This window comes from Paenibacillus sp. EKM212P (genome assembly GCF_011066115.1).
Lineage (GTDB): Bacteria > Bacillota > Bacilli > Paenibacillales > Paenibacillaceae > Paenibacillus > Paenibacillus polymyxa_B.
Window position 1 is genome coordinate 94994 of sequence record NZ_JAAMNR010000008.1, and the last position, 26702, is coordinate 121695.

The 26702-nt window shown below is 44.1% G+C and carries 23 protein-coding genes and 1 riboswitch; of the genes, 6 read left to right on the top strand and 17 right to left on the bottom strand.

Translation table 11 applies throughout. The features are described 5' to 3' along the window. The first annotated feature begins 67 nt into the window (after positions 1-67). Positions 68-1258, top strand: a complete 1191-nt coding sequence (locus tag G9G54_RS20740; RefSeq protein ID WP_165179440.1) for an MFS transporter — start codon at positions 68-70, stop codon at positions 1256-1258. A gap of 29 nt (positions 1259-1287) precedes the next feature. Continuing rightward, positions 1288-2178, top strand: coding sequence for a shikimate dehydrogenase (locus tag G9G54_RS20745; RefSeq protein WP_165179441.1), 891 nt, complete (start codon positions 1288-1290; stop codon positions 2176-2178). A gap of 116 nt (positions 2179-2294) precedes the next feature. Here the strand turns inward: G9G54_RS20745 and G9G54_RS20750 are convergent, their stop codons facing one another. The 12 genes from G9G54_RS20750 to G9G54_RS20805 form a co-directional block, all read right to left on the bottom strand. Continuing rightward, positions 2295-3521 carry an RtcB family protein gene (locus tag G9G54_RS20750; RefSeq protein WP_165179442.1) on the bottom strand — a complete coding sequence of 409 codons (1227 nt, stop codon included), beginning with the start codon at positions 3519-3521 and terminating at the stop codon, positions 2295-2297. A gap of 211 nt (positions 3522-3732) precedes the next feature. Next, positions 3733-5166, bottom strand: coding sequence for a purple acid phosphatase family protein (locus G9G54_RS20755; RefSeq protein ID WP_165179443.1), 1434 nt, complete (start codon positions 5164-5166; stop codon positions 3733-3735). A gap of 256 nt (positions 5167-5422) precedes the next feature. After that, the gene (locus G9G54_RS20760; RefSeq protein ID WP_165179444.1) at positions 5423-6631 is read right to left on the bottom strand and encodes a M20 family metallopeptidase; all 1209 of its coding nucleotides are present in this window, start codon (positions 6629-6631) and stop codon (positions 5423-5425) included. Positions 6632-6695: 64 nt separating this feature from the next. Then, a complete protein-coding gene (locus tag G9G54_RS20765; RefSeq protein ID WP_165179445.1) occupies positions 6696-7583 on the bottom strand; it encodes a MetQ/NlpA family ABC transporter substrate-binding protein in 888 nt (295 codons plus the stop codon). A 43-nt stretch (positions 7584-7626) separates the two neighbouring features. Then, positions 7627-8289 carry a methionine ABC transporter permease gene (locus tag G9G54_RS20770; protein ID WP_069291173.1) on the bottom strand — a complete coding sequence of 221 codons (663 nt, stop codon included), beginning with the start codon at positions 8287-8289 and terminating at the stop codon, positions 7627-7629. Further along, a complete protein-coding gene (locus G9G54_RS20775) occupies positions 8279-9304 on the bottom strand; it encodes a methionine ABC transporter ATP-binding protein (protein WP_165179446.1) in 1026 nt (341 codons plus the stop codon). The genes G9G54_RS20770 and G9G54_RS20775 overlap by 11 nt, the downstream gene beginning before the upstream one ends. A gap of 325 nt (positions 9305-9629) precedes the next feature. Further along, positions 9630-10631: a Gfo/Idh/MocA family protein gene (locus G9G54_RS20780; RefSeq protein ID WP_061830653.1), complete on the bottom strand. Its 1002-nt coding sequence runs from the start codon at positions 10629-10631 to the stop codon at positions 9630-9632. A gap of 197 nt (positions 10632-10828) precedes the next feature. Then, positions 10829-11470 (bottom strand): deoxynucleoside kinase, encoded by a 642-nt coding sequence (locus tag G9G54_RS20785; protein ID WP_013308920.1) that lies wholly within the window; start codon positions 11468-11470, stop codon positions 10829-10831. Further along, a complete protein-coding gene (locus tag G9G54_RS20790; RefSeq protein ID WP_165179447.1) occupies positions 11467-12090 on the bottom strand; it encodes a deoxynucleoside kinase in 624 nt (207 codons plus the stop codon). The genes G9G54_RS20785 and G9G54_RS20790 overlap by 4 nt, the downstream gene beginning before the upstream one ends. Before the next feature lie 145 nt (positions 12091-12235). Then, complete coding sequence (locus tag G9G54_RS20795) at positions 12236-12835, bottom strand: response regulator transcription factor (RefSeq protein ID WP_025683815.1); 600 nt, start codon at positions 12833-12835, stop codon at positions 12236-12238. After that, positions 12832-13965 (bottom strand): sensor histidine kinase, encoded by a 1134-nt coding sequence (locus G9G54_RS20800; RefSeq protein WP_069291170.1) that lies wholly within the window; start codon positions 13963-13965, stop codon positions 12832-12834. Before G9G54_RS20800 ends, G9G54_RS20795 begins: the two co-directional genes overlap by 4 nt. Positions 13966-14032: 67 nt before the next feature. After that, positions 14033-15094 (bottom strand): fatty acid desaturase, encoded by a 1062-nt coding sequence (locus G9G54_RS20805; RefSeq protein WP_165179448.1) that lies wholly within the window; start codon positions 15092-15094, stop codon positions 14033-14035. A gap of 213 nt (positions 15095-15307) precedes the next feature. Further along, positions 15308-15392: riboswitch (ZMP/ZTP riboswitch) on the top strand. 111 nt (positions 15393-15503) lie between these two features. Here G9G54_RS20805 and G9G54_RS20810 point away from each other — a divergent pair. The 3 genes from G9G54_RS20810 to G9G54_RS20820 all read left to right on the top strand — a co-directional run bounded on the left by G9G54_RS20810 (position 15504) and on the right by G9G54_RS20820 (position 18698). Further along, positions 15504-16370, top strand: coding sequence for a bifunctional 5,10-methylenetetrahydrofolate dehydrogenase/5,10-methenyltetrahydrofolate cyclohydrolase (locus G9G54_RS20810; protein ID WP_165179449.1), 867 nt, complete (start codon positions 15504-15506; stop codon positions 16368-16370). Next, on the top strand, positions 16367-17002 hold the full coding sequence (locus tag G9G54_RS20815; protein ID WP_165179450.1) for a cyclodeaminase/cyclohydrolase family protein: 636 nt from the start codon (positions 16367-16369) through the stop codon (positions 17000-17002). Before G9G54_RS20810 ends, G9G54_RS20815 begins: the two co-directional genes overlap by 4 nt. Positions 17003-17195: 193 nt before the next feature. Continuing rightward, positions 17196-18698, top strand: coding sequence for a stalk domain-containing protein (locus tag G9G54_RS20820; protein WP_165179451.1), 1503 nt, complete (start codon positions 17196-17198; stop codon positions 18696-18698). Positions 18699-18818: 120 nt separating this feature from the next. Here the strand turns inward: G9G54_RS20820 and G9G54_RS20825 are convergent, their stop codons facing one another. Together G9G54_RS20825 and G9G54_RS20830 are read right to left on the bottom strand one after the other, a co-directional pair. Then, the gene (locus tag G9G54_RS20825) at positions 18819-19811 is read right to left on the bottom strand and encodes an ABC transporter substrate-binding protein (RefSeq protein ID WP_165179452.1); all 993 of its coding nucleotides are present in this window, start codon (positions 19809-19811) and stop codon (positions 18819-18821) included. Between the two features lie 195 nt (positions 19812-20006). After that, positions 20007-20399 (bottom strand): winged helix-turn-helix transcriptional regulator, encoded by a 393-nt coding sequence (locus tag G9G54_RS20830; protein WP_165179453.1) that lies wholly within the window; start codon positions 20397-20399, stop codon positions 20007-20009. A gap of 143 nt (positions 20400-20542) precedes the next feature. Here G9G54_RS20830 and G9G54_RS20835 point away from each other — a divergent pair, with 143 nt between their 5' ends. Beyond that, positions 20543-21217, top strand: a complete 675-nt coding sequence (locus G9G54_RS20835; RefSeq protein ID WP_061831600.1) for an NAD(P)H-dependent oxidoreductase — start codon at positions 20543-20545, stop codon at positions 21215-21217. A 107-nt stretch (positions 21218-21324) separates the two neighbouring features. On the opposite strand, the gene G9G54_RS20840 is transcribed toward G9G54_RS20835, so the two are convergent. The 3 genes from G9G54_RS20840 to G9G54_RS20850 form a co-directional block, all read right to left on the bottom strand. After that, the gene (locus G9G54_RS20840; RefSeq protein ID WP_165179454.1) at positions 21325-24237 is read right to left on the bottom strand and encodes an S-layer homology domain-containing protein; all 2913 of its coding nucleotides are present in this window, start codon (positions 24235-24237) and stop codon (positions 21325-21327) included. Between the two features lie 381 nt (positions 24238-24618). Further along, positions 24619-25341 (bottom strand): hypothetical protein, encoded by a 723-nt coding sequence (locus G9G54_RS20845; RefSeq protein ID WP_165179455.1) that lies wholly within the window; start codon positions 25339-25341, stop codon positions 24619-24621. Between the two features lie 299 nt (positions 25342-25640). Further along, positions 25641-26582, bottom strand: a complete 942-nt coding sequence (locus tag G9G54_RS20850; RefSeq protein ID WP_165179456.1) for a hypothetical protein — start codon at positions 26580-26582, stop codon at positions 25641-25643. Between the last annotated feature and the right edge of the window lie 120 nt (positions 26583-26702).

Below are 26702 nucleotides of genomic sequence, written 5' to 3' on the forward strand. Positions count from 1 at the left end.
TAATGTAATACAGCTGACGATGCCTACCTAGGCCATTGATCTAAAATTTAAGTTGGGAGTTACACTTATGAAAAATCCTTATATCAGAATGGCAGCAGGGCTTTACATCAACTATTTTCTTCTGGGTATGATCAATGTTATTCTATCGTCGAATATGAGCTTCCTGACCGTTCAATTGAACACGGATAAAGCAGCCATCGGCTATCTGGTGTCCGCGATTGGGATCGGTAAGCTGCTCGCTCTCGGGGTAGCCGGAAAAATGTCAGACAAATACGGAAGAAAACCACTCATTGTTATTGCATCATTTGCTTATTTAATCTTCCTGATCGGCATTCCGCTTGCGCCTAACTATACGTTGGCATTCGTGTTTGCTATTATCGCAGGGCTTTGCAACTCTATGATGGATGCAGGAACGTATCCTGCATTAATTGAAGGCTTTGGAAAAAAAGCCGGGTCTGCAACGGTACTGGTCAAAGCATCCATCTCGATCGGTGCTATTGTGATTCCGTTCATGATTGCATTCTTTATTAATCACGATATGTTCTATGGATATTCCTTCTTTATTCCAGCAGGGATTTATCTGCTGAACGGTATCTTCTTGTCGATGACAGCTTTCCCCAACCACAAAGCAGAGGAACAAAAGGCTCCAACCGAGGCTGCCCAATCCACAGATACTTTCCGCAGCGAGCCTAAGTTTTGGCAAGAAGGTTTATCTCTAATTATTATCGGTTTTACTTCTACTGTATTGTTCATGATCGTGCAGCTATGGCTTCCTACCTTTGGACAAGAGGCCCTGGGCATGGACAAAGCCAGTGCCATTAAACTGCTGAGCTACTATAGTATAGGTTCATTGGTTTCCGTTATTCTGTTAGCTGTGGTACTTGGTAAATTCATTAAACCGATTACTGTCATGATTGTATATCCGCTTATTGCCCTGCTTTCTTTGCTGGCTTTAATTACATGGCACAATCCTGTCACTACTTTGATCAGTTCATTCTTGATCGGCTTGTCTACCGCAGGCATATTCCAAATTGCCCTCACGGTTATGACGGAATTTTTCCGCAAGAACAAAGGCACTACGACTTCTCTCGTGAACATAGCAGCCAGTCTTTCGTTCATTCTGATGCCTTTGGCTACCGGGGGCATGTCCAAAAGTTTGGGAATTACCTCGGTATTCATTCTGGATATTGCGATTGCTGTAGTCAGTATTTTGCTGGCCGTGTTTGTTGCTTATCGATATAAAAAAGTATTTCATTAAACTACACAGATTACTTGGAGGCTTATATCATGAAAAATGCTGGACGTATTGACGGAAGAACACAACTAATCGGACTGCTTGCTACACCAATCGGACACTCTTTGTCCCCGGCTATGCATAATCTTGCGTTTGAAAAGCTGGGTCTAAATAACGTGTATATGGCCTTTGAAGTAGGAAATGAACAACTTGAAGAAGTGGTACGGGGGATGCGCGCTCTAAACATACGCGGTTATAACGTGTCCATGCCTAACAAAACAGCTATTCTACAGTATCTTGACGAGCTGGACGACAGCGCTAAATTTACAGGTGCAGTCAACACCGTCGTGAACACAGATGGTATACTAAAAGGCTACAGTACAGATGGATCTGGTTATGTTCGCAACTTGCGTGAACACGGCATTGATCTGAAAGGTAAGAAAATGACACTTGTCGGCTCTGGCGGTGCAGCTACACCGATTGCTATTGAAGCGGCTCAAGCAGGTCTGGCTGAAATTTCAATCTTTGCCCGTAACGATCAGTTCTTTGCTCGTGCAGAAGAGAATGTCCGTATTATTAATGAAGATATGAAACACACCCAAGTCAAGGCGAATATCTATCCATTGGAAAATCAAGAACAGCTACGTGAAGAGATCCGCACAAGTCATATTCTCGCTAACGGTACAGGTGTTGGTATGAAACCGCTGGAAGGCAAAAGTGTGATTGAAGATGTGTCCATGCTTCGTTCCGATCTGATCGTAACCGATGTAGTGTACAGCCCAGCTAAATCCAAGCTGATGGAACAAGCAGAATCCGTAGGTGCGACCGCCATTAACGGTCTGGGCATGATGCTGTGGCAGGGCGCATTAGCCTTCGAACTGTGGACAGGCCAAGAGATGCCAGTCGCTTATATTAAAGAACAGCTTTTTGCTGATAAGCTGTAGACATAGAGCTGCTAACAAGTGCACTAAGCAATGAATTCCTTCTATTATATACTCATGCATGTACTCAAAAGACTATGCTCGGCGAATGAACACTTCTGCCGGGCATAGTCTTTTGATTAATCCTTATAAGGGTCAAATTCATTGGCCCCAGCCATGCATACCCCAATAGGCTTCAGTTCATGCATAACTTCCACGGTCTCGGAATGAGCATCCAGTACCTCGCGCAGCTTACGGTAGACGAACGGGCTTTCATCTGTACCGGCTCCGCGCAGCTCGACACCATAGTTCCGAACGGCCTCCTTCATCTGTACGTCCGTGATTTGTCCACCACTCCGTGTACGGGTTTTCCAATTCATTTTACCGGCTGCCTGGGTACGACTCATAATACGACCTGCGCCATGGACTGTACTATAGTAGGAATCCCGATTTTCTACCGTATCTCTTCCACGCACAATTACCGAAATATCGCCCATGCTTCCTCCAATAAAGCCCATCTGGCCAGGTGCCGAGGGAGTGGCGCCTTTGCGGACCACAATGGTGTCACGCCCATCATGCTGTTCTTTCCATGCGTAATTATGGTGATTATGCACAGTAAAGTCTGCTTCGGTTCCCATAATACCAAGCACTTGTTCTATCACATAGTCACGTCCCGCATAGGCATAGCGTCCGGCAAGACGCATCGCACGATAGTACATGTCCCCCAACTCACTGTTCATATCCAGCAGCACAGGCGGTTGATCCATTTGCTCTCCCGGCGCCTTTCCGAGAAACTCTCGTCCAGCGGCCAAGTTTAGAAACCCACTTGCTGTTTTGTGTCCAAAGCCCCGACTGCCGAAATGATTGGCAATCCAGACCTGCCCTGTCGCTTCCTCCACAAATACATCAACAAAATGATTACCACTCCCTACTGTACCCAGCTGTTCCCTCGCCAAGGACTTCAGTTTGTCATGTTCTTGTTTCCCAATCGCCGCATATACTGCCCAATCCGGGTCATCGAACAGCTCATGGTCTACCTGAATCGCATTCACACGGCCTACGCCAAACGAAATATGACGTGCAATCTCATTCATCACGGCTGAAATACGCGGCATAATATCTGCTGCAAACAGCTTGGTTCTTACCGCCTTATTCCCGCAACCGATATCATACCCGACACCTGAAGGCGAAATTTGTCCGTCATACACCATCACACCGCCAATCGGCTGACTGTAGCCTTTATGATGATCTGCCATCAGCAGCGCCTGAATCACATTACCGTTTTCGGCACATGTACAGGCTTGAGATAATGCCCCTGGATCAGGTGCTCCCCATACTCGTACTCCATTGATTTCTTGATAAGCCATCGTCGTTTCATCCTCCTGTAAGTCACTCCATGATTAAACTTGTAAAGTCGTTAATTGCATTATGTACGTTTTACCAGCTTCCGAACAGGGCGTAAGTATTACAAGTACAATAGTAGATATCCCCTAAGAAAATGAAAAAGGATACCCATGCAGCCAACCAGACTGTAGGATATCCTTTTATGATCATTTAGAAACTATGAAATCAATTATACTAATCTTTTTTGATGACTCCGAATTGATCCACAATAAAAGGTTTGGCATCATTTTTGTTTTGATCAATTTCATACGTTACGGCTGTAAGTTTGTTGCCGTCTATGGTGATGCCAACAAAATTCTGTACCTGTCCTCGTGTAGGTCTACGATTGTCACTCGGATCTGGGCCATATACTGCCGCATGATTCTCTTCAGCTAATTCAAAGAGATTATAGTACTTATCTCCAAGTTTTTCACTTGGGTTTTTGTAGTAGACTTTGGGGCCAGCGGTTGCTGGGATGACATAGATACTTCCATCTGGATTCACACTATATTCAATCGTCTTATCATTTAATGTATCTTTTAATTTTGTTGGCGTTGTTGCTTTACCCTCTTGGTTGATTGGTTTCGTACGAGCGTAAATATGATCGTGCCCTTGCACAACAAAGTCGATATCAAGTTCGGCCATTAGTGGAGCGATTTGGTTACGAACTCCATTCTTATCCATGATGTCAGAATCTGTTGCATGATTAGAGGTAGTGTAAGGACCTTTATGAATGTTAACAATGATCCACTTTGCACCTGCCCTTTTGGCTGCTGCAGCATCTTTCTTTAACCATTCAACTTGAGCTTCAGAAAAATTGGCATATTTCTCTGAGTCCTCATTGGAGTTCAGTACGATAAAGTGAGCATTGCTGTAATCATAAGAGTAGTACGCTCCTGTTTTAGTAGCGGAACAAGAAGGTTCGTTAATATTAAAGTGATCATAAAAAGCGTAGTTCTCATCCTCGTGATTACCTGCTGAAGGAACAATGGTTGTATTCAAAAGGCTTTTTTGTGAATGCCCCAGCAGCCAGTTCCACTGCTCTTCTTTGGTACCCGTATCTACGATATCTCCGTTGTGGACTACAAACTGAGCATTTTCTACGGTTTGAAGTGCTTTTTCGAGCGTCTGTGAAGACAATATGGCTTCATCTTCGCTTTTTGCTTGTGTATCAGCTAGATCGATGAAGGTAAATTCACCGCTCTTAGGAGCCGTTTGAAACGTACCTGTTTCGCTCCATATCCCGCGCGCTGCATCACCCACACGATAATAATAAGTTGTGTTCGCTTGAAGACCTGTAGCTACGGCTTTATGGACAAGCTCTTCTGCAGAATTGGTCGATGGAGAGGAAGCGCCTTCAAATGCGATAGCACTCTTAAAATCAGCTTCTGAATCCGTTTTCTTTATTACTTGAACAGTGCTGTTCGTGAGAAGTTTTGAAGTATACCAGGTAAATCCTTTGGAGCCTTTAGTGTCTCCATAAAATGTAGCTGTAACTTTACTAATACCATGATCTGTATTCCCTGCTGACTCAGCATGGACAGGTAAGGCTGACATGCCAGTAATCAAACCTAGCATAAGAGCAATAGACATAGATGCTGCTGACCATTTTTGAAACTTCTTAAACATGTATACACTCCTCTTTGCGGTTAAATATGTAAAAGTTATAATTATAATCATAACAATCAATTGTTAATACGTTGTTTTTGGAAATATAGTACTTTGTAAAAATGAGGTTATGAGTGACCTAGCGATTGAGGAGCAAGGATAGCAGCTTATAAGAAAATGAAAAAGGATATCCATGTAGCCAACCAGACTGTAGGATATCCTCTTCAACTATAACACTCATATTAGACGGCTCTGCTATGCCCTGTGTGGATTTGGCTTACTGTGCCACTAAATGCGTACGCTTAAAATCTTCCTTCACCGCAACCAGCAGTGTTTCATTCACCAGCAGCTCCAAGCCTGACAAGGCTAACGCTTTGGCTCCAGTCACTAAGGCTTCCTCACCCTTCTCAGAGCCAGCCGCTTCCCTGAATTCCACCGTATGAGCGATGAGATCATCTGGACCGATCTTAATGTAAGCATGTGCAGTCGGGATAACATGGCTCACATTCCCCGCATCCGTCGAACCCAGTCCAGCACGAGGGCCACGATCCAGCTGTTCTCCCAGCGCTTCCAGTTCACGACCTACTACCTCGTCCAGCGTATCGTTCAGAATGAAATCACGCACTTCATTTTGAAAACGTTCGATTTTCACAGTGGCTCCTGTTGCCAAAGCAGCAGCATCTGCGATATGGCGAACTTTCGTGGAAACCTCCTCTGTGCGCTGCCAAGTACTTGCCCGAATGAAAAAGCGTGCCGACGCATAGTCCGGAATGATATTGGGCGCGTCTCCTCCATGCGTAATGATGCCATGAATACGCACATCGGTCGGCAGTTGCTGACGCAAAGCATTGATACCGCTGAACAACTGTAGCACCGCATCGAGCGCATTGATTCCCTGCTCTGGTGATCCTGCGGCATGAGCCGCTTTGCCGTAAAAATGAAAATCTAGCGGATCAACTGCCAGACTTGGTGAGGTCAGCCGGGTCACACCGGATGGATGAACCATCAGTGCAGCATCAATCCCTTCGAACAGCCTGTGCTTCACGAAGCTGCCTTTTGCACTGCCATTAGGACCGCCTTCTTCCGCTGGTGTACCGAACACATACACCTCACCTCCCGTTTCGTCGATCACCTGCGCCAAGGCGATGGCTGCTGCCGTGCTTGCGGTTCCGATAATATTGTGGCCACAAGCATGGCCCAGACCGGGCAATGCATCATATTCAGCCAAGTATCCGATTTTCGGACCTGGTCTAGCAGAAGCCTTACGTGCAACAAATCCGGTTTCGTGTCCCGCTACATTACGAGTTACCTCAAACCCCGCTTGCTCCAAAATACCCGTCAGTGCCTGGGAAGCTTGAAATTCTTGATTGCCGATTTCGGGATTAGCATGAATAAACCGGCTCGTTTCCGTGTAAAGCTGACGAGACTCCTCAATTTTCTCAATAATCCGCTGTCTATGTGTATCGACCTTATTCGTTGTACTCATCGCAATCTCTCCTCGTTTCGAAAATAGATTAGTATGCTTCCAACCCTACTTCTGTTCAACATTCTTATTTCTTTTGCGCTTTAACATCTGCTACCAGCTTATCCAATGTGGCCTGTAGCTCTTCGGCAGACTGGTCTACCACGACGTTAGCTCCTTTGGAATCCTGTTTTACCGCCTCGGCTACATCAGCATCATGGTACAAATCCACGATCGTTTTGTAAGTCGTATTATCCTTATCCTCCGCACGGGCAGCAAACACGTTCACATATGGCTTTGCTTCTTCGCTGCTTGCATCATCCTTGTAGATGGCTCCGTCCAGCTTGAGCCCAGCATCCGTAGCAACACCGCTGTTCACAGCTGAGGCGGCTACATCAGACAAGACGCGCGGCGTCTGCTGGGCAACAACTGGGACAATCTCCAGCTTTTTAGGATTACCTTCTATTTCATCCGTGGTTGGATACAGGCCCGCATCCTGCTTCAACTTAATCAACCCTGCAGACTGGAGCAGTTTTAAAGCCCGTCCCTGATTGGAGGGATCATCCGGTATAGCAATTTTTGAGCCGTCAGGAATATCCGATACGTTTTTGAATTTTTCAGAGTACAGTGCCATCGGAGCGATAATCGTTGCACCAATAGGGACGATATTCACATCATTTTCTACATTAAACTGACTGAGAAAGGCCAAATGTTGAAAGGAATTCAAATCTACCTCTTTATTGGCGAGCGCCTTATTGGGTAATGTATAATCCGAGAAACTGATCAGCTCAATTTCAATATTTTTGGCCTCTGCTTTCTTCTTGAGCACATCCCAATACGTGTCCTCAGATCCTGAAACCCCGATTTTAACATGTACTTTTTCATTTGCATTTGAGCCCGAACCGTTAGCCGAGCAAGCAGATAGAACCGCTACACTAAGAATAGCTAGTAAACCCAAGCGAAATATTTTTTTCATTTTCATTTCCCCTTTAATCGTTATGTATAATACGCTGTTCCCATCAGCGCCGTAGAAATTTACGAGACAAGTAGTTCCCCGCATATTGGGCGACCTGTACAAAAATAATCAGCAAAACAATCGTGACAATCATGACCGAGGTATCGAATCGTTGATAACCATAGGTCATTGCCAGATTCCCAAGGCCTCCTCCGCCCACCGTACCAGCCATGGCAGAGAAATCAATCAAGGCCACGGTAATAAACGTCAACCCAAGAATCAAAGGTCCCAGCGCTTCCCGAATCAACACACCCGTGATGATCTGAAATGGAGTCGCACCCAGTGCCTTGGCAGCTTCTATCATGCCCGGATCTATGGAGACCAGATTATTTTCCACAATTCTCGCTACAGCAAAGGCCGCTACAATAGTCATTGGGAAAATAGCCGCCGAGGTTCCAATCGTGGTTCCCATGATTAAACGCGTAAACGGGCTAATCGCCACTAAAAAAATGATAAACGGAATCGGGCGAATGATATTAATCAGTAAATTCAGAAACATAAACACAAATTTGTTTTCAAACAAGCTCCCTTTACGTGTCACATACAGTACTAAACCAATCATAAGCCCCAGAATACTGGCAAAAATCAGCGTGACAACAACCATCAAAAGCGTTTCCCCTGTAGCCTCCACTACCTTGAGCCAAAATGTATCCCAATTAACTCTCATGATCGACGACCTCCCTGACTTCCACCGTCGTTCGTAGTTCCTCCACGACTTTGTTAACTTCATCGTCTGCACCGATTAACTCGACAATTAAACTTCCGAATAGCGCTCCCTGTAGCTCATTAATACTTCCATATACAATGTTGTAATCCAGATTATGCTTCCGTGTCGCTCTAGAAAGCACCGGTTCACTGGTCGCCCCACCCCGAAAAACAAGTCTGTACAATCGGCCAGCGTGATGCTCCCGAATCTTGCTCAGCAGTTTGGGTGAAAGCTGATCATTCAGTACAGAGCGAATAAAATTTTTCGTCGTCTTCGTCTGTGGATTGGCAAATACATCGAACACACTGCCCTGCTCAATCACCCTACCATTCTCCATCACCGCCACACGGTCACAAATACTGCGAATCACATTCATTTCATGGGTAATGAGCAAGATCGTAATCTGGTACTCTTCATTTACTTTTTTCAGCAGCCTCAATATATCTTCTGTCGTTTCCGGGTCGAGGGCCGAGGTCGCTTCATCACAGATGAGAATATCGGGCGAATTCGCCAGTGCTCTGGCAATGCCGACCCGTTGCTTTTGCCCGCCAGATAACTGCTCAGGATAGGAATCCGCTTTGTCCTCCAATCCAACAAATTGCAGCAGCTCCTTAACACGAGCATCTATCTGTGTCTTGGGCAGTTTAGCCAGCTTTAGAGGATAAGCCAGATTCCCATATACAGTACGAGAGTTAAACAAATTAAAGGTTTGGAATACCATCCCGATCCGTCTTCTTAAATTCCTTAGTTCCTTAGGACGTATCTGAGTAACATCCTGATCATTAACGACAATTCGTCCCTCTGAGGGGCGTTCCAGTAAATTGACAAGCCGCAGCAGCGTACTTTTACCTGCACCGCTAAAACCAATCACGCCGAAAATTTCTCCTTTTTCAACCGATAACGAAACCTTTTCGAGAGCATTTACCTTACGATTGGGTAAGGTAAACATTTTGCTAACTTGTTCAAACTTTATCAAACTGCTTCCTCCTTACGTCTACAATGTATGTATTCCTCCATCCCTTTTTAGTAATCCAGTGGATTTAATCGGATTTATACCCTAAAAAAAACTCCCTAATCTTCGTTTGACCGAAAGTGGGATTATTTAACTGTATATTGCATTGTTAACACCTTAAGACAAGAAGGAGAATCTGTCAATAAAAAATGAATATAGCCTTCTGACTCCTGTCATCACAATTGCTTACACTTTTAGGGCTACAAAGCCAAATAAGGCTAACCGTATATTTGCAAAGTTTGCAAAACCGGCAGCCCTTTGTGCATTGCAATCTCGATCATTCCACAGACTAATGTGCAGAAGTATTTTTCAAATCTGCTTCATAACGAAGACCGAATTGTTGTCTTGCCTCCTCCATCACTTCAGCGACTGTAAGTGAACACTCCAAGGAGTTAATGGAACTGTTGCGTTCACCACTCTTGATCAAATCAATAAATTCCTGAATTTCATAATACATGGGCTCACGCGTCTGAGCTTTGGTTAGATCCTCAATTGTGCCGTCCCGATAATGAATTTTCACCTCATAGGGCTGACTAATTTTGTCAATCACCATCGTTCCATTCTCACCCTGAATTTCAGCAGGCAGATAAGAATCTGTAATTTTGGAATACATGACGATAGCATCCATATCAGGATACTTCATCACGATACTGCCCTCGCCATCGACACCAGAGGATAAAAGTACACCAACCGCCCGAACCTCCTCAGGTTTGCCGAACAAAGTCACCATAGGATACAAACAATACACACCAAGGTCCATCAAGGAACCATTGGAAAAGGCCGGATTAAACGCATTCAATACCTTACCTTGCTTAAAAGCATCAAAGCGTGAGGAGTATTGACAGTAGCTTGCAAAATAACGCCGAACCCGGCCTAATTTATACATATGATCCTTTATTATTTTAAAGTTAGGCATCAGTGTGGATTTAACGGCCTCCATCAGCAGAACATCGTTGTTGCGCGCGGCTTCGATCATGCTCTTCACCTCTGCTGCATTAGACGCAAAGGGTTTCTCACACAACACGTGCTTTCCGTGATTCATACATAAGATCGCCTGCTCCGCATGTAAGGAATTGGGGCTGGCAATATATACGGCATCGACCTGATCACTTGCGGCCATTTGCGCCAGGTCTGTAAAAACCTCCGGCTGGCTGTTATATTTGTCAGCAAAAGCTTTGCCCTTATCCTCTGTGCGTGAGTATACCGCCGTCAGGGAAAATTCGTCCGTCTCCATCGCAGCTTGAATAAACCTCTCTGTTATCCAGTTGGTTCCAACAATACCAAAACGCATCACAGTATCCCATCCTTCCCGTGAGTCATTACAATTCATATGTACCTATTCTCGCATTCCAGCCTAAACTTGTCCACTATACCGTTATTCATACCTCATGCCTCAACATGTTCATTCGACAAAAAAAGACTGTAGTCTATCAGCATAATTTATACTGATTGTACCACAGTCCCTGTCATTTATTTGGGGTTATATCTCTATTTTTTTGATATCACTTTTCCTACTTCTTCCAAAATGGCATCCATGGAAGCTGGGTCGTGTACATCATACTCATCAATATTCAGACGCAGTACAGGACAGGCATCAAATTCGTTGATCCAATTGGAATATCTGCGATGCATTTGCTCCCAATAAGAACGCTCGGTCTGGATCTCCATCTCGCGACCACGCTCCTCAATCCGACTCAGTATGGAAGGCAAGCTGCCTTCCAAATAGATCAACACATCAGGGTGCGGGAAAAACGGTGTCATCACCATCGCCTCAAACAGGCTAGTATACGTTTCATAATCGGTAGGGTTCATCGTTCCCTGATCGGCATGCATTTTCGCAAAAATGCCTGTGTCCTCATAAATAGAACGATCCTGTACAAAACCTCCACCAGACAAGAAAATATTCTTTTGTTCCTTGAAGCGTTCCGCGAGAAAATAAATTTGCAAATGAAAGCTCCATCTTTCGAAATCGTGATAAAATTTCTCCAGATAGGGATTATGATCAACCTGCTCCAAAGAGGTTTTAAAACCAAGACGTCCGGCCAAAGCACCAGTCAGTGTGGATTTACCTACACCCACTGTGCCCGCTACCGTAATCAGGGCATTCGCAGGAATATTGTAATTATTCACTTTATAAGCTCCTTTACATCGGAAACAATTTGTTTAAATTGTGCCTGATTTTCTACAAAATCAATTTCATTCCCGTTCACGGTCAATATACGAGGGGAAGGGGACTGTTCAGCGAGAAACTGCATGCCTTTATCATAATCTATGATCAATTGCTCCAGATAGGCGGGGTCCATCTCCTGCTCAAAAGAGCGTGCACGCTTGCGAATTCTCCCCAGCAAGGTATCCAAATCTGCTCTAATATAAATGATAATGTCCGGCTTAGGCATATCATCTGTGAGCAAATGATAGATTTGACGATATTTTTCGAGCTTCACACCCTTAAGCGTACGTTCGGCAAAAATTAAATTCTTGTAGATATGGTAATCAGAAATAACGGGCTGAGCTTTCTCGATATATTGCAGACCGGTATCCTCCAGCTGCTTGTACCGATTGCAGAGAAAGAACATTTCCAGCTGAAAACTCCACTCATCTATATTTTGATAAAATTTATCGAGAAATGGGTTCTCCTCGACAATCTCTTTGATCATCGGCAAATGTAGCTCGGTTGAAAGCATCGAAGCTAACGTCGTTTTACCTGCTCCGATTGGCCCTTCAACGGCTATAAATGGGGCTTGTTTCATGGGGTTCTGCTCCTCCTTGTACTCCAGTCCATCCTGTGGACAACTATCCTATTGTATCACAAGGTAGTACGCTAAAGGCATACCAAATCTATGGATAAAACAAAAAAACAGAGCGCTACATTTTGCTTCATAGCGTCCCTGTTTCTCATTTAAACCAACCTTTTTCGTTAAAACGTGTAATTGCCTCAATCCGGTTACTGACACCCAGCTTATCGAGAATGACTGAAATATAATTGCGCACCGTCCCTGTCGTTAAATACAGTTCACCAGCAATCTCTTTGGTGTTCTTTCCGTCAGCGATGAGCGCTAAAACGGTCTTTTCACGCTCTGTTAGCGGGTTGACTTCGGCATAAGCATCATCGACCAGTTCCGGGGCATAGATACGCCGACCTGCCATAATACTGCGAATGGAGGAAGCCAGCTCTTCACTAGGACTGTCCTTGAGCAAATAACCGTGTGTCCCCGCCTTGATCGCTCGTTCAAAATACCCGGGACGGGCAAACGTAGTTAAAATCAGCACCTTGCAGTTCAAACCTTTGAGTTCCTCAGCCGCATCCAATCCGCTCTTGATCGGCATTTCGATGTCCATAATGCATATATCGGGTTGATGCAGCTTCACCAGCTCTAAAGCTTCTTCCCCGTTGCTTGCTTTTCCGACTACTTTCATGTCCTCTTCCAAGTCCAGCAGGGAGGCTAGAGCACCCAGCAGCATACGCTGGTCCTCCGCGATGACAATTCGAATCATGGCCCCACCTCCTCATTCGGCTTTTCAGTGATATTGGGCACTTTAATGACCAAGGTCGTTCCCTGATCTGAACGCAGCTCCATACATCCGTTCACAAATTCAAGCCTTTCTTTCATACCTTTCAGGCCGTTTCCACGAAAGGTTCCATTTTCTCTCGTAATACCGACTCCATTATCCTGAATCCGAAGGGTTAATTCCTTACGAGACGGCTCAATGGTGATGGAACAAGCGGTGGCTCCACTGTGCTTAACCACATTTGTCACTGCTTCCTTCATACACATACTAAGTACATTTTCATTCATTAATGATGTATGCTCCAGCTTCGGGTCGCCCTCTAGAGTCAATTCAATGTGAGCAGCCTTTAAAATCTGCCGAATACGTAGCAGTTCATCCTCTAATCGCATACCGCGCATTTGAGTAACCATTTCCCGCACCTCTTTTAGTGCGCTTCTCGCCGTGAGACGAACATCGTTAATTTCAGCATGAGCCCGCTCCGGGTACTGATCCATCAGTTTACCCGCCAAATCGCTCTTCAGCCCAATGAGTGACAGCTTCTGACCTAAGGTATCGTGCAGGTCACGCGCAATTCTTTGCCGTTCCTCCAGCTTAATCAATTCCGATATTTTCTTATTGGCATCTTCTAATTGGACTTGGAGCCGATCGCTTTTGTTGCGATTAAAATTCGTAATCGGAAGGAGAATCACACCGATCAGATTGAGCAGGATAAAAGGAATCTGTTTAATAAAAACGGGATTCTGAGAAACAAAACCGTAATTGATCAATCCAATCGTAATAACCATTAAAATAATATACAGCGTCGTAAATGCAGCCTTACTTTTAATATTACCGATCAGATAGGCGATAAATATGGAAAAATACATATAGCTAAACAGCAGTGTCATGGTAATCGATATGGCAATTTGTACACTGGTCCAAAAGTATATGAGCCAGCCTTTCGAGACAAAAGCCAATACATAACATGCAAAAAACACCAAAATAATAGCAGTACCCAGAATAATATGACTTGTAGATGAAGAGCTAAAGTAGTAAAAGGGCAGGATATAAAAGACGACCCACACATAAGGGCTAAGTCCAGTATTTCTTTGAAAAATCTGATACCATTTTTGCATCCTGCCACCCTCTTCTACTTCACTTGACTTATATCTCTTATCATATCATACCAAGTTTTGTACAACGTTATTTTCTTTCTGTGCTTACAACAGGTGTAGGGATGGGTTTCGTGACTGCAACACGTTTGCTAAGGAGCGGCTTCACTTGTTTAAAGGTCAAAAAGGTTTTCGTATTTTCATCCCAAAGTCGGAACTTCAATGATTGCAGACTGCTACTTACTGTGATCGTGGTCGCCTTTTGAAGTAACGGTGTCGCTTCATGCGCTTTTTCCAAATTATAATTTGGCACTTTGGGGCTCAAATGATGAACGTGATGAAATCCGATATTCCCCGTAATCCATTGCAATACTTTAGGAAGCTTGTAGTAAGAACTGCCTTCTACGGCTGCATTAATATAACTCCACTCTTCATCGTGCTCAAAATACGAATCCTCAAATTGATGTTGTACATAGAACAACCAGATGCCCAACATACCGGATACAAAAAAGATAGGTGCCTGTACGAGAAGGAAGGCCTGCCATCCAATAGCCCAGCACAACAGTGCATACAATGCAACGATGGATATATTCGTCACATGAGTGTTTATTTTTTCCTTGCGTTTGGCTGTCTTGATATTAAAGCGATAGGAAATCAAAAAAGTATAGATCGGACCTAGTCCGAACATAACCCAAGGATTTCGATATATGCGATAGGCCAGCCGTGTCCATGTGGAAGCCTCTGTGTACTCTTCTACCGTGAGCACCCACATGTCACCTGTGCCTCTTTTATCCAGATTACTGCTGGTTGCATGGTGGATCGCATGACTATTTTTCCATTGATGATAAGGACAGAGCGTAATAATACCTGTAATCGTTCCCACAATGTCGTTCAGCTTGCGGCTTTTGAAGAAGGATTGATGACCACAATCATGAAAAATAATAAACGTCCGTACCACAAACCCCGATGCAACAATGGCAATGGGAAGCGTCAGCCAGTACGAAACCGACAGGCTAAGATAAGCAGCATACCACAATAGGATCAGTGGACCCAAAGTATTGATGAGTTGCAGAACGCTGGATTTCGTGTTTATTTTCTCGTAGGGAGCCATATTTTTTTTCAATTGGGCTAATGGGAGTTGTGTCATACTCATTATGATCCTCCTTTAAAATGACGCCTATACCTTGATCCTGTTAGGCGTACATGTTGATCTAATCTCAGTATAAGGTAAAGCCTCTAGGCGCTGTAGTCATAAACGTCAGCTCAGGTATATGACATTTGTCATATAGACAAGTAACACAACCCGTTTTCCAAATGTTCGCGGGTTTCTTTTCTGAGGATTATTTGTTAAAATATAAGACATAATAACGCTGTATGTGACTGGCGAAGTCAGTGGAATGAACCACGAGGGAGCATACAAAAAAAGCGTACCGTTCGCCTGGGAGAAGTATTTGCAGAGGATTCGTCTGTCTTGACGACCTTGTGCAAATACTTTTTTTCGTTTACAAGACCATGACACCCTGTTGATAAATCACGCGATAAATTCAGAGGAGGCTCGGACTATGGCTATTATCATGAAATCCAAAGAAGCAGCTGAGCAAGTATATGCAACGATCCGTTCACAGGTAGAAGAAATGAAGCAGCAAGGACACCGTCCCCATCTGGCGACCCTATTGGTAGAAGGTGATCCGGCATCTGCCTACTATGCCCGGACCAAGCAAAAAATAGCGGAGAAGCTGGGCATCTCATTTCATCTCCATACTTTTGATCGTCATGTTAGCGAAACCGAGCTACTGCACCTGATCAGCAGTCTGAACGATGCACCCCATGTACATGGCATTATGCTGGAACTCCCGCTTCCCCAACATCTTTCCGCCTCCGTTATTAAACAATCCATCGCCCCCTACAAGGATATTGATGGGATTACACCTGATAACAAGCTGGCTACCGTAACAGGTGACGCCGGACTATATCCCGCAACACCTCAAGCCTGTATCGAGCTGCTCAAGCATTACGGTCACACATTGGCAGGCAAAAATGTCACTCTCGTGGGCATCGGACAGACAGTGGGACTTCCCCTTTTCCACATGTTGCAAAGAGAAAATGCCACCGTTACCGCCTGTCATGCAGGAACACGTGATATTGCAGAGCATCTGAGCCATGCAGACATTGCCTTCGTCGCAGTCGGATGCCCTGATGTGATTACACAGGATATGGTTCATCCCGGTCTGATTTTGGTAGATGCGGGAATTAATGAGACGCTAGAGGGAAAAATAGTGGGGGATGCCGCTTTAGACGTTGGGGAGAAGGTGCATGCCATTTCTCCGGTTCCCGGCGGCGTTGGCACCTTGACGACTGCGATTTTGTACAAAAATCTGCTCAAAGCGATACATCTGCAACACTACTCCAGAGAGGTGGTTTATTCATGAGTGAACTGTCGTGGAACAATTCCATCGGACATTTTCTGAAAGAGGCTGCGAGTGCAGCGCCTACCCCCGGCGGAGGAAGTGTATCCGCACTGGCTGCGGCACTAGGCGCGGCTATGACCTCCATGACCGCCAACCTTTCACAAGGAGAAAAATATGCGCACATCCATGAACAAATCACGGACGTCATTAGCAGCATGGAAAGATTGTCTACACATTGTGAGGAACTAATGGTCGCAGACATGCAATCCTTTGAACAGTACATGACCGCGCTGCGTTTGCCCAAGGAAACCGACGAAGAAAAGCGCTATCGTACCCATTCCCTACAGACAGCGGTGATCGCTGCCATTGAGGTACCCATGCGCCTGCTGGAAGTATGCCGGGACGGATTGTCGCAAGCGTATAACATTGTGGAAATGTCCAATAAAAATGTGATTTCGGATCTTGGCATCGGCGCGATCCTGTTCGAAGCCGCCGCTCAATCTGCCCTGCTTACCGTCGACATTAACCTTGCTTCGCTGAAAGACTTGGATGTCAAATACTCCTATGAGACCAAGACAGCCGCACTCATCCGTGAAATCGGACAGATCAAAGAAAAAACCTTGTTGATGGTGCGCAGTCGAATAGCGAATTAGTCTGCTCATAACCGTGTATAACCTGTTCGAACCAACATATTCTGCTTACTCATTAAAAAATAGCCTCCAAATCCATCTCTAATCGTGGGTTTGGAGGTTATTTTATTGAAATTCATATATTTTGGAAAACTTTTCTATATAATCTACGTCTATGGATAGGGGGATACATTGATCAAGAAATGAGGAAAATCGTATGAAAAGACGGGCTCTATTACTCAGTATAATTACGTTATTGCTGCTCAGTCCCAGTGTATGGGCGGCCGGAGATAACTCCACATCCCATATTCGCTCCTATGATTCTGGAAGTTTAATTCAGTCTGATGGAAGCTTGTGGCTGTGGGGTTATAATCAATCCGTACCGACTCGTGTAGAGGGTAAGCCGGACGTTGTAAAAACATTTTCTAATATCATCAACGAGGGCGATCTGGTATTTACCTTACAAGACCACTCTGCTTGGTATGTGCCTAGAAATAATATTGCTGAATCCGTGAAATTCGTTCCTCTGGAAGGATTACAGAACCTCGCAGCTGTAAGTAATTTGAATGATCATGTGCTCGCTCTGAGCAGCGAAGGCAGCATATCTTCCGCTGAACGGCTCGACAATGGAAACATCTCTAGTCCTTTTCAAACCCTATCTGGCATCGACGAGGTTGCCAATATTGATAGTTACTATGAGGAAAGACCGGATTATGAGGAACGCTGGATATTTCTAAAGAAAGACGGCAGTGTATGGAAAAATACAAAAGCCTTGCAGGGCTTCAAACCTATTTCATCATTAAAGGATATTACGTCAATCGCTAAAAATATAGCCTTAAAAAAAGATGGCACCGTGTGGACGTGGCCCAAAGAATTTGATAAAAATGCAACTCCGTCCGAAACTCTATCCGTATCGCAAATTCAAGCCTTATCGGATATCAAGACAATCAAGGCCAATAGGTATTCCAATCTCGCAATTGATCAGCAAGGTCGGCTATGGTTCTGGGGTGCTACAGTTACAGGTTACTCAGATAATACAACCTATCACAACGAAAATACCCCTGTACTATTAACAGGAATAAAGGATGTTAAAGACGCCTTTTTCGCCGAACGCTCCATACTTGCCCTCACCACAGCTGGGAATGTATATGTTGCGTCTCTAGACGGTGAAAAGTTACCATCCAATGCACCCTTTACATTAGTTACTAAAAATATTCAAAGCATCAAAGCAGGTCCACGGCACGTAATTATGCAAAAAACAGATGGCGCCCTATGGGGCTGGGGTGTCAACAAACACGGGCAGCTCGGTATAGGGGACTATGAGTTTCTGTATAGTTCACCAGTTCCTGTACAAAAACCGATTCTTGTCCGTCTCAATGGTTCGCCTGTCTCTCTGAGTAATGGTGTCATTACCCGCAACGGGCAGGCGTTTATTCCCCTTCGTTCTGTTTTTGACAAACTGGGGGCCGAGATCGCTTATGATTTCAACAGCAAAATAGCGAAAATGAATCAGTCTAAGACAGAAGACCATCCTGTCTCTCTAGAAGTAAATTTCAAAACCAGCCAAACAAAAGTGAACGATAAAGCCGTAAAATTCACCAATCCGCCCTTCATGGTGAATGGTATTGGTTATCTTCCACTAAGGCTACTCAGCGAAACGCTAGGGGCCAAAGTAGATTGGATACAAAAAGAAGATACTATTGAAATTACGACGAAATAGTTAATAAAAAACCAGTCCAAACATGATTCATGTTGGACTGGTTTTTAATGCTATATACTGCGTATAATATGCGAATTCCTATCTGTTTTGGGCAATTCATTACAACGCAGAATCTCACATCTATTGTTTAGCTTTATTCTCTTTTTCTCTTTCGACCAGCATATCTACGATCATATCAATTTGCCCGGTAATAGCGATTGGATCATAGCGATAATACGTATCAAAATCGTTAAAGAACACTCTATTGTTCTTCACCGCAGGAAGATTCCCCCATACAGCGGACGACTTCAGTTGCTTGAGCGCCTCACCCTTTTTCTCGGGGTCATACGTAGTCAGGAACATATAATCTGCGTCATACTGCGGCAATACCTCCATCGAAAGCTGCACCGTTTGTTCCTTAGAGTTCACTGTTTTCTTTGGCATGTTCAGTTTAAGCGCATTGTATACAGCTTGGCCGCCGCGACCCGCATTGTCGCCAAAGATCCAAAGTGCGTGCTTGTCCGTCAGCTCATACAGACCGAAAGTTGCCTTTTCGTCAATCACACCTTTAAGACGTGCGCGACCTTCAGCGGCCTTTTTATCAAATGCAGTAATAAATTGCTCGGCCTTCTCCTTTTCCCCGGTGATATCGCCGAACAGCTTGACCGTATCATAGATATTAGTCGTCGTACCATACGGAATGTACAGAGTAGGTGCGATTTTAGAAAGAGCCTCATAATTCGTATCCTTCATAACCACGATCAGATCGGGTTTGAGTTCCAGCGTCTTTTCCAAATTGGTCGGATCACCCACCTCTTTGGTTCCTTTTTCCTTCAGCAAATCGGTCAGAAAAGGATTTTGAAACGCAGTCGGTTCCACACCCACCACGTTAGCACCCACGGACAGCAATTCTCCGCCGTAAAAATCCGTTACAATGCGCTGTGGCTTAGCAGGAATTTGAATATCCCCTTTAACCGTTTTAAAGCTTCTAGTCTCTCCAGTAGTAGCCGACTCTTGCTTATCTTCTGAAGATGAAGCCGGACTACTTCCATTATTATTTCCGCCGCAAGCGCTGATGAATACAGACAATACAAGTAACATAGCTGTCATCATAAAATACGATTTTCTTTTCAACTGATTAGCCCCCTATATATTGTGGAGATGATCTCCAATACAGATGATAATGATTATCAATATCGTAAGAAATATACCAAGCGTCGTCCTTGCTGTCAACTGAAAAACGAACTTTGCATCATTTCACTTTAAAAAACAAAAGACCTGCCAAAATGATGATGGCCAGGTCTTTTTTCGTGGATCCGTCTCAAAAACCTACACATTGGGGCTAGGCTGCTGAAGGCTGCTTTCTGATGATCGCTGTTTTGTTTTATATTCTTCTCCCCAATCCTTCATCAGGTTAATAATCGGGATCAGCGTTTTTCCAAATTCAGTTAGAGAGTATTCGACCTTAGGAGGAACCTGTTGGTAGACTTCACGGTGAACGACTCCGTCCTCTTCCAGCTCGCGCAATTGGAGTGTCAGCATACGCTGAGTAATTCCCGGACAGATCCGCCGAAAATCACTAAATCGCTTAGTCCCATACATGAGATGATATAGAATAATCCCTTTCCATTTGCCCCCAATCACGTCCAGCGTGAACTCAACTGGACACGCCTGATCATTTCCAGCGGTACATTCCCCAAAGCCGCCTTTCCGATTGCGCATAGGCCTTTCTCCTCCTTGGTATCATTTTATATACTACAGCACATTAATGTGCGTACTTCAAAAACGGTCATGTATATTCTAATATTAAGCATGTCACTTGGTAAGCGTCAATTTTAATCACATCCATAAGGAGTGGAATAACGATGGAAACCTTAACTACTACTAAAGATCAAATCTTATCTGCATACGAGTTCAGACATGCAACGAAGGAATTTGATAGTCATAAGAAAATTAGCGATTCCGATTTTGATTTTATTCTTGAAACCGGTCGTTTATCTCCAAGCTCATTTGGCTTTGAACCTTGGAAATTTGTTGTCGTTCAGAGTAAAGCTATGCGTGAGAAGCTGCTGCCTTACTCTTGGGGGGCGCAAAAACAACTGCCAACAGCCAGCCATTTTGTACTCATCCTCTCTAGACTTCCTGAAGATATGGTAGCCTCCTCCGATTATATCAAGAGTATGATGGAGAACGTACAGCAATTACCCGCTGAAGTGATTCAAGGCAGAGAGAAAGTGTATGATGCCTTTCTAAAATCTGATTTTGGGCTGGAGGAAAATAAAAGAGCGTTGTTCGAGTGGGGCTGCCGACAAACCTACATCGCACTGGGTAACATGATGACTGCCGCAGCTCAAATCGGCATTGATTCCTGTCCTATCGAAGGTTTTAATAAACAGGAAATCGAACGCATCCTCTCCGAAGAAGGCATCATGGATGCCGAGCATTTCGGTATTTCCTGTATGGTGGCATTTGGATACCGCCTGAACGAGCCGCGCGGCAAAACCCGGCGATCTGTAGATCAGGTTATTGAATGGGTGTAAAACCTTTACTCTAAAACAAAGAGGCGTCCCACAGCCATTTCTATGGCTATGGGCGCCCCTTTTTCATAAAATCTCAAGTCTTATAAAAAATCTGTCATTCAAAATCCTTACTGATAGTTTACTTCTTCTGCAAAGTAAATCTCCTTCAAACGATCCTTTACGCGCTGAATTTCATCTGCTGTTAACGGAGCTGTAGGATGCAGCTTAAAGTTCCTTCCAGTGACATAGCTTACATCCGTGTTCTTATCCAGATTGTATGCCATCTTCGGAACCGGACTTCGGGTATAGTCAGTAAAGTCAATAATGGACCATGCCGCATCTCCATCCTCCTTGGATAAAATAATCCGCTGTGAGGCGTTTTCAGTCCACAAGTAACGCAGATTGGCTGGTGAATTATTGGAGTCCATAACTGCCTTAAAGCCTGAGCCTCTAAACATGAGCGAAAACTCCGTATGATCATTACTCAATCCAGCTGCCGATTCATAAATCTGTTTCAGCCCGTCCACGCCCACAATCTCAACCTCACGGTCAACAGGGAAGTGATTCACAAAGTTCTCCCATATTTGAGACATGTTATGGTTTTTGGCAAGCCAGTTGACATCCAAAATAATGGACATGTAGTTTACTGTATTCAAACGTTGATACGGGTTATCTAAATACTGCTGCGCTATATACAGTTGTGGTGCCGCATCCGTTTCGGTCACATATGGATCGCCCGGATGGAGAGTCCAGCGTGAGGAATCTTTGGTATAACGTGATCCAATCGGATCAATCGTAATCGAGTTCATAAATACGATACCGCTATTATTTGTAAGCCCCTGTGCCGGAACAATCGGATTATCCTTATGGGACCAGTAAGGCATCAAAGGTGAACCCTCACCATACATGTTGTTCACATTATACTGTGTAGCCGACCACCCCATCGCTGAGGTGATCTTAAAATGATCCTTAAGCCATTGGGCCTGCTCAGGATTCACCGTAAAGCCGGTCAATGATTTAGGCAGATACTTCCGATATTGGTCTGTATCCATGCTTTCAAACACCGAAGGTGATCCCAACGAACCAGATTGGTGCAGCTCATTGAGTGCATTATAACGATACATATACAACCACTCGTTCATCTGTGCTTCCCATTCAGGGAGACCAAACAGATTATTCGGATATCCATCCAAAATCCCGACTTCATCGCCATACTGATCCACATATTCCAAAACCTTTTTAAGCTGCGGACGATTTGATTCCACAAAAATAAATCTATTTTCCATGGCCCACGTCACTTTTACGTTGGGACCAAAGTGATCCATCAGCAATTGACGTGACTGCTCAATTTGCTCTATCGTGGTCGTACTGCCCGCATCTTTTCCCTGCAACATCATGGAGATAGCAAAATATTGCTTTTTTCGTGCTCCTGGTACTACAGTTAACTCGGCATCGGATATGAAGTGAATTCCCTGAGAGGGTGACTCAACCTCAATCTTGAATGGTATGACAGAGTTCAATGCAGGTATCAGATGCAGATTGGCAATATGTCCATCCTCGTCAAATATCCCTCTGGAATCCTCAATCCGAAGCTTCAAGTCTGACGGCAATAGACCGGACGGTATGACCTCTCCCTTTGCATTTTGAAATACATAGGGCATGCTCCAGGCATCAGGGTCTAGAGTCGCGGCCTGTGAAATGGAGTACGTCGCCAAGTATACGGACCTGATTACACTCGGTTCCTCTACCGGAGGAGTCTTCCCTTTCACGATCAGCTTGGTCTGTGCTTTAAGTACCCGATAAGGTTTAGCAATGGTGACTTCCATCTCTACAGGAATATAACCATCAGCAGCAGGTATATTTTCGGAATGCGCAATTTTCCCATGTTCATCAAATACACCTAATGTATCACTAAATGTGTAGGTGACACTTGTGACGCTAACAGCGGGAATGCTTACCAAGTGCCCTTTATTGTAGAGATCAAAGGACAGCTGATACGAAGGATACGTTTCCGGTTGATTGACCAACTCGGGCGCCTTGATTACTACCTCATCCACCACGAAATTCGACGAATGATCCGGTGGTTCTGACGGAGTCACTGGCGGTATGATTGGTGGTATCACTGGCGGTGTCACTGGTGGTATCACCGGTGGTTTGGGACTAGGTTCTGGTCGTATAATTGGCGGTTCCGGCTTCGGCTCTGTTGGTGTTACCGGAGATACCGGTGGATCGGGTCTTGGACTATGGCTTTTAGGCTCTTCGATCTCCGGATTCGCACGCTGGTGACTGATTTCCGGCGCCAGGTCGACCACGATCTTCTTCGATTCCGTTGGGCTGGCTGGCTGATTCGTCATTGCAGTTCCATTTCCTAATGACTCCAGCAAACGCTTAGCACGTTCTCTCAGACCGTCACCGCCTAGCCATATCCGATATGCTACCAGTGTAGCATCCTGCCGTCTCACAGACTCTTTGGGATGGAAATAATGATTCGTATCCCCCTCGATCAGCTCCAACCGTTCCATCAGCCATACGCTCGTTTGTGCATAGTCTGATATATCAGCCTGATCCACAAAACTGGATCTATCGGAAGCGCGGGTATCTTCAGAAACGCCGAAATACCTGGCATACCACACCGCCATATCCTGACGGGTCATATTATGCTTTGCACCGAATAACTGATCACTAACTCCTTTGGTAATGTTCTCTGCTTGCAAGGTCTGTACATAGGGTAGAGCCCACGGTGACACATCACTAAAAGAAGCAACGCTTTTGTTAACCGAAGTTCGTTTTAAGGTTTTAACGAAAATGCTCGCCCATTCCTGCCTCGAAATAAAATGCACAGGTCGAAAACTACCATCCTGATAACCCGTAACATACCCTTGAGCAGCCATGGCTTCAATTGCATCAGCTGCGTAGGAATGTTCGATATCGTTAAAGACCCTGTCTGCAAAAACAGGCACAGTATGTATACAGAACAACCAAACAGCCAGTAAAGCAGCGATGTACTGCCTAATTTGTTTTAACTTTTTTTCACATTTCATATTATTTGGATCCTTGCACCTCCTTTACGATATAGCATCAGGTCACTTCCACCTGCACTTCTGTTTCAACTCTGAAAATTATCTCTTTTGTTTTCAAACGGATTTCATTTCAATTAACACCAAACTGTATATACTTGAATTATCGGAATAATATCCCTAGGATTGAATAAAGACAGCAAAAAAAGTAGTTATAGATTACGGTTCCATCCGTAAAATTGTCATTATTTTAAAGGCATATATCCCGATCTTTTAAAATGGTTTTCATTGGGAATTAAATTTCCAGCATTTTTTCATTACTAAATTTTCTAATGCGAGCATCACAATAAAAAAGATAACATCATGTATAAAGCACCATACACAATGTTATCTCTTCTTTTGTTTTTATTGGCTATCTCCATCAGCTGTTGATTCTTTGTTGCCAGCACCCTTAAAAACATAATAATAACCTTCTGAAATCCCATCTTGCGGATAAGCTGCAGGATCTTCGCTGGTTACTTGACCTACAAGCTCCTGATTCTTAAACGTGTGAGGACCTTCCTCTATTAGCGCCTCAGCAGACATCCCACTGATAAGTCTTACGGTACTGGACCAGAATGTAACTAAATATATATCGTTAGCATTAAATTGAAAGCGTCCTTCACTGGGTGTCCCCTCATAAAACAGCTCAGACAAAGAAGCCGCTTCTGACCCTCTCATAAAAATTTGAATATCACTAGTTCCATTCCATCTATGAGGAATTCCGCCTCTGGGATTTATATACTCTACAACCTCAGGCTCTTGATCGCGAAGAAAATCAGTAACTGTAAATTTGTACACATCATCCGTTATACTCTCGGTTACAACTCCAGTTGTTTTCCCTGTTTTATAGCCACTGAAATCTCCATACACATTTGGGGTTTGACTTAAAGCTGCAAAAAACCTTTCCTGATCCATATATTCGACTCTTCCAGGTACCGCAGTCAATCTATATGTCTTGACCTCAGTGCCCTTGTACTTATCCCAAGTATATTCTGTAGCTGCATAAGATACTCCACTGTTCCAGCTCACAGATGCCACCATGAGAATACCTATCATCAATAATAATGGCCATTTTTTCAACACCATACCCTCAACCTCTTTCTCAAAGTACACTCAAATCATTATTAGCATTATAGCTTTTCAACAGTTCTATTAACAGTTAAATATTAGAAAAAAGTGTGGATGATTTTTGTCACCTATGAGCTACAAAATTTCCTTGAAGAACTGGCAGCCCCTGTCCACTTTACTTTATGATGGATGGGTAGCAGAACATAATAAAGGCATTATGGAGAGAGAATACTGGGGTCTATACCGGCTTTATTTCAAGCTAGGATTTTCGGAAATTTATACGTATTGGTATCAAGTTAAAACATGCATTGAATAAGCTATTTCCCTGTATTCTGCTGATCGGTTGCTGCTTTGAGACGTTTTTCCATTTCCGTAGACACCATAATGTTTAATAGCCCCATAAGATTATTGGTCTCATCCCTTGCTTTTTGATAGGCCGCAGCGAAGGCTTTTTCATTCGCGGCAGGGTTTTTAATGTCACTTAGTTTCTTCCACTCGGGCTTAACGCGTTGATCGTACATATCGTACAAGCTGATGTCTGTAGGTGTCTGGGCAACAGGCATCATAGACTCAAATTTCGAGGCAACCTTAAAAAATCCCAGCGTATTTTGGACCGATGGACTAGAATAATCATGCGTCCTCATCGCTTCTTCTAAAATATGAAGTCCCTCGCGTGACAAATAGAGCATTTTGACGAGTCCTCTTTCTGTATTAGAGGTTTCCTCCCACTTCTTGTAGGACTCACCTGGAGCAACTCCCTCTGTAAAAAAATTATAAGCTTCATGAATAAATTCATCTGTATTCAGGTGGATGGGTTCTTCTGTATATAAATTCACGACAGAATCACTGTAATTTGCAATGTTTACATGTTTCCCGGTTGGATCGGAAACCCGCCGAATCGGATGATCCTGTACTCGTACCAGCCCATAACGATCTGCAAAGGTAAGAAGCTGCTCCTGCGTCGTATTTAACCCTATTTGTCCTGCTGGCCGATCGGGCTTCGTTGCTTCTTTAGCCACGTCGGAATACGTCTTCCCATTACCTTTTGTAGCTTGGTCTGTAGTATTGCTCACAACACCATCCACACCAGCCTGTTCCGCATTGTCCACCTTGGCATTCTGTGTAGTCGTAGTCGTTGCCGTTGCTGCTCCAGTCGTAGATTCACCTTCAATTTGCTTCTTGGAGTCACCGCATGCAGTCAGCAAAGCAGCTAAACTTATTACAGCAGTCAACAAAATAATATACGCTTTTGCCTTCATTAGTACCTTCCTCATTTCCTTATGTATCATTCTTTATACCTTTGCGGTCTGATTGTAACCTTCAATAATATGGAATTAATCTTATCAAAAATAAAAATGAGGGAATACTGGACCATACTC

Bases quoted from the DNA above. Each gene is read 5' to 3' on its own strand.
- G9G54_RS20770 (WP_069291173.1), bottom strand. From the start codon at position 8,289: ATGAGAGTTAATTGGGATACATTTTGGCTCAAGGTAGTGGAGGCTACA.
- G9G54_RS20745 (WP_165179441.1), top strand. From the start codon at position 1,288: ATGAAAAATGCTGGACGTATTGACGGAAGAACACAACTAATCGGACTG.
- G9G54_RS20820 (WP_165179451.1), top strand. From the start codon at position 17,196: ATGAAAAGACGGGCTCTATTACTCAGTATAATTACGTTATTGCTGCTC.
- G9G54_RS20780 (WP_061830653.1), bottom strand. From the start codon at position 10,631: ATGCGTTTTGGTATTGTTGGAACCAACTGGATAACAGAGAGGTTTATT.
- G9G54_RS20765 (WP_165179445.1), bottom strand. From the start codon at position 7,583: ATGAAAAAAATATTTCGCTTGGGTTTACTAGCTATTCTTAGTGTAGCG.
- G9G54_RS20830 (WP_165179453.1), bottom strand. From the start codon at position 20,399: ATGCGCAATCGGAAAGGCGGCTTTGGGGAATGTACCGCTGGAAATGAT.
- G9G54_RS20810 (WP_165179449.1), top strand. From the start codon at position 15,504: ATGGCTATTATCATGAAATCCAAAGAAGCAGCTGAGCAAGTATATGCA.
- G9G54_RS20795 (WP_025683815.1), bottom strand. From the start codon at position 12,835: ATGATTCGAATTGTCATCGCGGAGGACCAGCGTATGCTGCTGGGTGCT.
- G9G54_RS20760 (WP_165179444.1), bottom strand. From the start codon at position 6,631: ATGAGTACAACGAATAAGGTCGATACACATAGACAGCGGATTATTGAG.
- G9G54_RS20790 (WP_165179447.1), bottom strand. From the start codon at position 12,090: ATGAAACAAGCCCCATTTATAGCCGTTGAAGGGCCAATCGGAGCAGGT.
- G9G54_RS20750 (WP_165179442.1), bottom strand. From the start codon at position 3,521: ATGGCTTATCAAGAAATCAATGGAGTACGAGTATGGGGAGCACCTGAT.
- G9G54_RS20815 (WP_165179450.1), top strand. From the start codon at position 16,367: ATGAGTGAACTGTCGTGGAACAATTCCATCGGACATTTTCTGAAAGAG.
- G9G54_RS20805 (WP_165179448.1), bottom strand. From the start codon at position 15,094: ATGAGTATGACACAACTCCCATTAGCCCAATTGAAAAAAAATATGGCT.
- G9G54_RS20740 (WP_165179440.1), top strand. From the start codon at position 68: ATGAAAAATCCTTATATCAGAATGGCAGCAGGGCTTTACATCAACTAT.
- G9G54_RS20835 (WP_061831600.1), top strand. From the start codon at position 20,543: ATGGAAACCTTAACTACTACTAAAGATCAAATCTTATCTGCATACGAG.
- G9G54_RS20840 (WP_165179454.1), bottom strand. From the start codon at position 24,237: ATGAAATGTGAAAAAAAGTTAAAACAAATTAGGCAGTACATCGCTGCT.
- G9G54_RS20755 (WP_165179443.1), bottom strand. From the start codon at position 5,166: ATGTTTAAGAAGTTTCAAAAATGGTCAGCAGCATCTATGTCTATTGCT.
- G9G54_RS20845 (WP_165179455.1), bottom strand. From the start codon at position 25,341: ATGGTGTTGAAAAAATGGCCATTATTATTGATGATAGGTATTCTCATG.
- G9G54_RS20850 (WP_165179456.1), bottom strand. From the start codon at position 26,582: ATGAAGGCAAAAGCGTATATTATTTTGTTGACTGCTGTAATAAGTTTA.
- G9G54_RS20800 (WP_069291170.1), bottom strand. From the start codon at position 13,965: ATGCAAAAATGGTATCAGATTTTTCAAAGAAATACTGGACTTAGCCCT.